This is a genomic window from Glutamicibacter sp. NPDC087344 (assembly GCF_044744225.1).
Classification (GTDB): domain Bacteria; phylum Actinomycetota; class Actinomycetes; order Actinomycetales; family Micrococcaceae; genus Glutamicibacter.
In genome coordinates, this window is sequence record NZ_JBIUXY010000005.1 from 397,958 (window position 1) to 405,021 (window position 7,064).

Here is a 7,064-nt window from a genome sequence, read left to right on the forward strand (position 1 = left end):
TTTTCATAACGATTGGGTGGAGTTTGCCGTGAGCTGGCCCCTCAGTTTGAAAACGCCGGGCCCAACGCGGGATGGTGGTTAGATGCCCTCCCCCATTCACCGTTTCGCTGCATTGACTTGCCTTGCCTCAGTACTGCTGTTAACCTCCTGCGGCTCAGACTCCCGAGCCGACTCAAGCTTCGCGCGACAGGCCGCTTCCTACCTCACCCCCGGACAGGATAACTCGCGGCTCCAAGGCTCCACGGCCGCGCCGGCCCAAGACGTCGAACCTGTCGCCGCGGTGACCGCACCAGCTGGCCCGCTACGCCTGCATCCGCGCCCCGAGGTGCATTGCGATCAGGCCAAATGCGTGGCCCTGACCTTTGATGACGGGCCCGGCCGCTACACCGAAACCCTGCTGGACTCGCTGGCGGCGGCGGATGTCCCGGCGACGTTTTACCTGTTGGGCCAGAATGCGGGAAAGTATCCCCACGCCTTGCGCCGCATGGTGCTTGAAGGGCACCAGCTAGGCAGCCACACCCAAGACCACGCCTCGCTAACCACCCTGAGCCGTTCGCAGATTACCCACGAAATCGATGAAGCCGCCTCCATCATCAAGGATGTGTCCGGTGTTTACCCCGGCACCGTGCGCCCTCCCTACGGCGCGCATAACGCCGAGGTTGATTCATTAATCGATGCGCCGCTGGTGTTATGGGATGTGGATACCTTGGATTGGCAGCACCGCGACTCCGCCAAGGTTGCAAGCATTGCAATGAGTCAGGTCCGCGACGGTTCGATCATCTTGATGCACGACATCCACCAGAGCACCGTTAAGGCCGTACCCGAGCTCATCAAGCAGCTGAAGGCCAAGGGATACACCCCGGTGACCGTCGACGAACTGTTTGACGGCCAAGAGTTCAACAGCTCCACGGCGTATAGCCGCCGCAATCAGATTCGCTGAGCCGCTTTCACTGTGCAATACATCAAAAACCTCAGATAGCCAGCAAAACCCACTCAAACACAGATAAATCCAAAACTTCCTCGGCTTTTCACTTGACCTACCCACACAATCGGGCATAAAGTCATCTAAACACAGATTGATGTGTTGCAGGTCATGAAACCCAGCGGAGGCAGAAATGTTCGCCGAAGAACGACACCGGCTGATCGTTGAACAGCTGGCCGCCGACGGAAAAGTCACCGTCGCGCAGCTTGCCGAACGATTCGACATCACCCGGGAAACCGTGCGCCGTGATCTGGCGCAGCTTGAATCCGAAAACCACCTGCGTCGAGTGCACGGTGGCGCGGTAGCTACCAGTGAAGCAAGCACCCGCGAGGAAAGCTACGTTGTACGCACCGCCATCCATGCCGATGCCAAGGCGCGCATCGCGCAGCGGGCTCTGAACCTGATCCCGGTCTCCGAAGCTTCGGTCATTCTTGACGCCGGCACCAGCACCGAAATCCTGGCCGAACGGATGCTCAAAACCAACGCCGGAAGCGGCCTGCTGGTGATCACCCACGCACTACCCATCGCTTCGGTGCTGGTGCAGAGCCAAGAGATTGCCCTGGAACTGATCGGCGGACGCGTCCGCGGGATTACCGGGGCGGCCAGCGGTGCGCGGACCGCCCAGGAATACGCGAACTACCGGGCTGATATTGCATTTATCGGCACCAACGGCCTGCACCCGAGTTTCGGGCTAAGCACCCCGGATCCGCTGGAAGCAGCGGTCAAACGTTCGTTGGTCGCCAGCGCCCGCCGTGTGGTGTTGCTGGCCGACGGCTCAAAATTTGATCAGGAAACCCTGGTTCGATTCGCCTCCTTGGATGCAATCGACACCCTGGTCACCGACAGCCAGCCCGGCACCGAGCTTGCCGCCGCGCTTGAAGCCGCAGATGTTGAAGTGATCGTGGCATGATCATCACCCTGACCTGTAATCCCGCACTGGACAAAACCGTGGAACTGGCCGCCGCGCTGAGCCCGGGAACCGTGCAACGTGCCGAGTCCAGCCACCTGCAGGCGGCCGGCAAGGGAGTGAATGTCACCCGCGCCATCATTGCCGCCGGTGAGAAGTCCCTCGCCCTGCTGCCCGGTGATGCCAGCGACCCGCTCATCCAGGCGCTGGCCGTCGACAACCTCCCGCACCGTTCGCTGCCCATCGCCGCGGCGCTGCGCACCAACATCACCCTGGTTGACCACCTGGGTGTCACCACCAAAATCAATGAGCCCGGTCCGGTGCTCGGTGCCGAGGCCTTGGCCCAGCTCCAAGAACTGATCATTGCCGAACTGGCCAGTACCGAAACCAGCTGGCTGGTCCTTGCCGGCTCGCTTCCTCCGGGGGTGCCGGATGACTATTACGCCATGCTGACCGCCCGGCTGCGTGAGCACCTCGGCTCGCGGTGCCCCAAGATCGCGGTCGATACCTCCGGCGCCCCGTTGCGCCAGCTGTTCGCCCACTCACCGCTGCACGTACCCGATCTGCTCAAACCCAACGCCGAAGAGCTGGCCGAACTCACCGGCTCTACGGTCAGCGAGGCGGAGCTCGAGGCCTCGCCCCAGCTCACCGCCCGCACCAGTGCGATGCTGCTGGAACGCGGAGCGCAGGCGGTGCTCGCCACGCTGGGAGCCGCCGGTGCCGTGCTTTCCACCCGGGACGGCGCCTGGCATGGAATCCACGACCCCATCACGGTGCGCAGCACCGTTGGCGCCGGAGATTCATCGTTGGCCGGCTATCTGCTGGCAGATACGGCGGGAGCGGACGCGGCTGAGAAGCTGCGCCTGGCCATCGCCTACGGAACGGCCGCGGCATCGCTGCCCGGCTCAACCATTCCCACCCGCCATCACCTGCGCACGGACGCTGTTGCCGTCACCGCTCTCACGCCAAGACAAGGATCCCACTCATGAGTGATCTGATCACCCCCGGGCTCGTCACCCTGGATGCCTTCCTGGGCACCACCACCAACGACGTCATCACCCACCTGGCCAAGCAAATCACCGCGCAGGGCCGCGCCACGAACGCGGCGGAACTTGCCGAACATGCGCTGGCACGCGAAGCGAAAACCGCCACCGGGGTGCCCGGCGGCATCGCGATTCCACACTGCCGGTCAGCCGCGGTCACCGCACCGACCTTGGCCATGGCCCGTTTGGCCACCCCGGTGGATTTTGGCGCCAAAGACGGACCTGCGGATCTCATCTTTTTTATCGCCGCCCCGGAAGGAGCGGATAAGGACCACCTGAAGCTGCTCTCCAAACTTGCCCGCGCACTGGTGAAAAAGAGCTTCACCGCCGCGCTGCGCGAGGCCAAAAACAATCAAGAGATTGTCGACCTGGTCACCGAGGTTACCTCTGACACCCCGGCCGCCAGCCGCGTTGCGACGAGCGGTGCGGCCAGCACACCAGCTGCCGTGAAGCGTGTAAAGATTGTTGCCGTCACCGCCTGCCCGACCGGCATTGCCCACACCTACATGGCGGCCGACGCGCTGGCGCAAAGCGCCGAGGAGCTCGGCATCGATTTCGCGGTGGAAACCCAAGGCTCCTCAGGCTCCACCCCGCTGGACCCGGAGCTGATCCGCACCGCGGACGCGGTGATCTTCGCCGTGGACGTGGATGTACGCGATCGCGGCCGTTTTGCCGGCAAGCCGGTGATCCAGGTTCCGGTCAAACGCGGTGTGGACGAGCCAGCCAAGCTCCTCACCGATGCGGTGGCAGCCTCCTCGAACCCGAACGCTCGCAGGGTTCCGGCGGCAAGCTCGGACGAAGCCGCCGACAGCCAGGACACCAAACGTGAAAGCTTCGGCGCGGGACTCAAGCGTGCGCTGCTGACCGGTGTGTCCTACATGATCCCGTTTGTCGCCGGCGGCGGCCTGCTGATCGCCCTGGGCTTCCTGCTGGGCGGCTACGCCATCACTGATGTGGCGGACGGCTACCTCAGCGACAATTCATTGTGGAATCTGCCAGATGCCGGGCTAGGCGCCTACCTGGGTGCAGTGGCCTTCAAGATCGGTTCGCTGTCCATGGGCTTTTTGGTCCCTGCGCTGGCCGGCTACATCGCCTATGCGTACGCTGACCGCCCGGGCATCGCCCCGGGTTTCACCGCCGGCGCGGTGGCGGGGTTCATGGGCGCAGGGTTCATCGGCGGAATCGTCGGTGGCGTGATTGCCGGCCTGGCCTGCCGCTGGATCAATTCCTGGGCCGTACCACGCTGGCTGCGCGGACTGATGCCGGTGGTGATTGTGCCGTTGCTGGGTTCCTTGATCGCTTCCGGATTGATGTTCCTGGTGCTCGGCGGACCGATTGCGCGCCTGACCCTGGCCCTGAACGACTGGCTTTCGGGAATGTCCGGTGTGGCGGCAGCTGGCCTGGGGCTGATTCTGGGCCTGATGATGGCCGTAGATCTTGGTGGACCGGTCAACAAGGTGGCCTATGCCTTCGCCGTGGCCGGCCTGGGTGCGGGTTCACTGGTTGAAAACCCGGCGCCGCTGATGATCATGGCCGCCGTGATGGCCGCTGGCATGGTGCCTCCGCTGGCGATGGCCCTAGCCACCGTCATCGCTCCGAAGCTGTTCAGCGGGGCAGAGCGTGAAAACGGCAAGGCCGCCTGGCTGCTGGGGGCCGCCTTCATCTCCGAGGGCGCCATTCCATTCGCCGCGGCCGACCCGCTGCGGGTCATCCCGGCGTCCATGGTCGGCGCCGGCGTCACCGGTTCATTGATCATGACCTTCAACGTGGTCAGCCAGGCCCCGCACGGCGGAATCTTTGTTTTCTTCGCCATGAACAACACCTGGCCGCTCTTCCTGCTAGCCACCGTGATTGGTACGGTGATCTCAGCACTATTGGTGATCATCCTCAAGAAGTTCGTCCGTAAAACCCCGGTCGCCCAGGCCTCCTCGGCAACCGCGCAATCGGCAGGAGTTGCAGCATGAGCACGCAGCAGCTTGTTTACCATGGGGTAGGAGTCAGCGCAGGACGGGTGATCGGGCCGGTGCTGCGGATGCCGGATCCCATCATTGCGCCAACCGATGGAGCCCCGCTGCCGGCGGGACGCACCGCGCAGGATGAGATCCAACGGCTGCAAGAGGCCACCGGGAGCGTCGCCGCGCAGCTCAAGGCCCGGGCGGCGACCGCTACCGGGGACGCGAGGGACGTTTTGAAGGCCACCGCGCTGATGGCCAGCGACCGCAGCCTGCTCAAATCCGCCAACCAGCTGGTCTCCGGCGGCACCTGCGCTGAATCAGCCATCTGGGAGGCAGCCGATGCGGTAGCGACCCAGCTGAGCGCGCTAGGCGGCTACATGGCAGAACGCGCCAGCGACGTGTTGGATGTGCGGGCTCGTATCGTGGCGCAGCTGCGCGGAGTCCCTGCACCGGGCATCCCGGATTCGGATCAGCCATTTGTGCTGGCCGCGGTGGACCTGGCTCCGGCCGATACCGCCACCCTGGACCCGGCCAAGGTGCTGGCATTGGTCACCTCGGATGGCGGCCCGCAGTCTCATACCGCCATCATCGCCCGCTCGCTGGGCCTGCCGGCCATCGTGGCGGCCAGCGGGACCACCGCCCTGGATGACGGGATGCAGGTGTTTGTTGACGGGATCAGCGGAACGGTCATCACCCATCCCGGGAGCGAGCAGGAACACCTGGCGGTAACCTATGCGAACCGCGAGCCGCTGCCCGAGTTTGACGGCACCGGCGTCCTGGCCGACGGTCACCTGGTCCCCTTGCTCGCCAACGTCGGCAGCGGCGCGGACGCCCAAGCCGCGGCCTCCGCGGGAGCAGAGGGTGTTGGACTGTTGCGCACCGAATTCTGTTTCCTGGGCCGGGATACCGAGCCCACCCATGAGGAGCAGGTCCAGGCCTACGGTGCGGTATTCGAAGCCTTCGGAGGAAAGAAGGTGGTGGTCCGCACGTTGGACGCCGGCGCGGATAAACCGCTGCCCTTCCTCACCGATACCACCGAACCGAACCCCGCGCTCGGGGTGCGTGGTTACCGAACCGACAGCACCAGCCCCGGGGTACTGGCCCGCCAGCTAGCGGCAATTGCCCAGGCTGCCAGTGAGCATCAGGCCCAGGTCTGGACCATGGCCCCGATGATTTCCACCCCGGCGGAGGCGGGAGCCTTTGCCTCCATGGTTTCCGAAGCTGGCCTGCCCACCGCTGGCACCATGATTGAGGTGCCTTCCGCCGCGGTACTGGCTGGCGGCATCCTTAATCGCTGCGACTTCGTTTCCTTGGGAACCAATGACCTGACGCAGTACACCATGGCGGCCGACCGCCAGCTGGGGTCCATGGCAGAACTTAATGACCCCTGGCAGCCAGCCGTGCTGCACCTGGTGAAAGCCACCACCGACGGAGCACAACGCGCCGGCGGCAAGCCGGTAGGTGTCTGCGGCGAAGCCGCGGCAGACCCGGCCCTGGCCGTGGTGCTGGTTGGGCTGGGGGTCTGGACCCTGTCCATGAACAAGCGGGCGCTGTCCCCGGTCGCGGCGGTGCTGCGCACGGTGGACCTGCCGACCGCCCAACGTTTAGCGGCGCTGGCGCTGGATGCCGAGTCGGCCGCTGAAGCCCGTCGGCTGGTCCGCGCCGAATTGCCGGAACTAGACCGGTTCGGGCTGTAACTAGCCCGAATCACCCAACACACCATCTGTTAGTCAAAGGAGAACCCCATGGCAGAACGTCAAGCAATCATTGGAAGCCGCGTTGGGCTGCATGCCCGCCCAGCGGCAATCTTCGCTGAGGCAGCCGCCGAAGCCCCGGTAGAAGTGACCATCGCGTTGGAGGGCGAGCCGGCCGAAGACGCATTGGACGCTTCAAGCATCCTCTCGCTGATGGGTTTGGGCGCCGAATACGGTACCACCGTCATCCTGCGCGCCGAAGGCGAAGGCGCCGAGGAGGCACTGGAGGAACTGGTCAAGGTCCTGGAAACAGATCACGACTCGGAGTAACTTCGCCCATCGAATAGGTGTGGTGGGGCGCGGCGTAAGCGGGGGCCCCCCCCCAAATTTTTGTTGCGTGTAGGTTGTGGTGGGTTGGGGGGGGGGTGGCGGGAGGGGGGGGCAAAAAATTTTAAAAAAAAACTTAATTGTAGATTTGTTGAA

General features: G+C 64.3%; 6 protein-coding genes. All 6 read left to right on the top strand.

The window, feature by feature from the left end; genetic code table 11:
• Nucleotides 1–82 precede the first annotated feature (82 nt).
• Complete coding sequence (locus ACIOWL_RS11855) at nt 83–940, top strand: polysaccharide deacetylase family protein (RefSeq protein WP_400385070.1); 858 nt, start codon at nt 83–85, stop codon at nt 938–940.
• A gap of 175 nt (nt 941–1,115) precedes the next feature.
• Nucleotides 1,116–1,892, top strand: a complete 777-nt coding sequence (locus ACIOWL_RS11860) for a DeoR/GlpR family DNA-binding transcription regulator (protein WP_400385073.1) — start codon at nt 1,116–1,118, stop codon at nt 1,890–1,892.
• Nucleotides 1,889–2,878, top strand: a complete 990-nt coding sequence (locus ACIOWL_RS11865; RefSeq protein ID WP_400385076.1) for a 1-phosphofructokinase family hexose kinase — start codon at nt 1,889–1,891, stop codon at nt 2,876–2,878. The genes ACIOWL_RS11860 and ACIOWL_RS11865 overlap by 4 nt, the downstream gene beginning before the upstream one ends.
• Entirely contained in the window at nt 2,875–4,896 is a 2,022-nt protein-coding gene (locus tag ACIOWL_RS11870; RefSeq protein ID WP_400385079.1) for a fructose-specific PTS transporter subunit EIIC, read from the top strand. Before ACIOWL_RS11865 ends, ACIOWL_RS11870 begins: the two co-directional genes overlap by 4 nt.
• Complete coding sequence (gene ptsP / locus ACIOWL_RS11875) at nt 4,893–6,584, top strand: phosphoenolpyruvate--protein phosphotransferase (RefSeq protein WP_400385082.1); 1,692 nt, start codon at nt 4,893–4,895, stop codon at nt 6,582–6,584. The genes ACIOWL_RS11870 and ptsP overlap by 4 nt, the downstream gene beginning before the upstream one ends.
• A 48-nt stretch (nt 6,585–6,632) precedes the next feature.
• On the top strand, nt 6,633–6,911 hold the full coding sequence (locus tag ACIOWL_RS11880; protein WP_400385084.1) for an HPr family phosphocarrier protein: 279 nt from the start codon (nt 6,633–6,635) through the stop codon (nt 6,909–6,911).
• Nucleotides 6,912–7,064 lie beyond the last annotated feature (153 nt).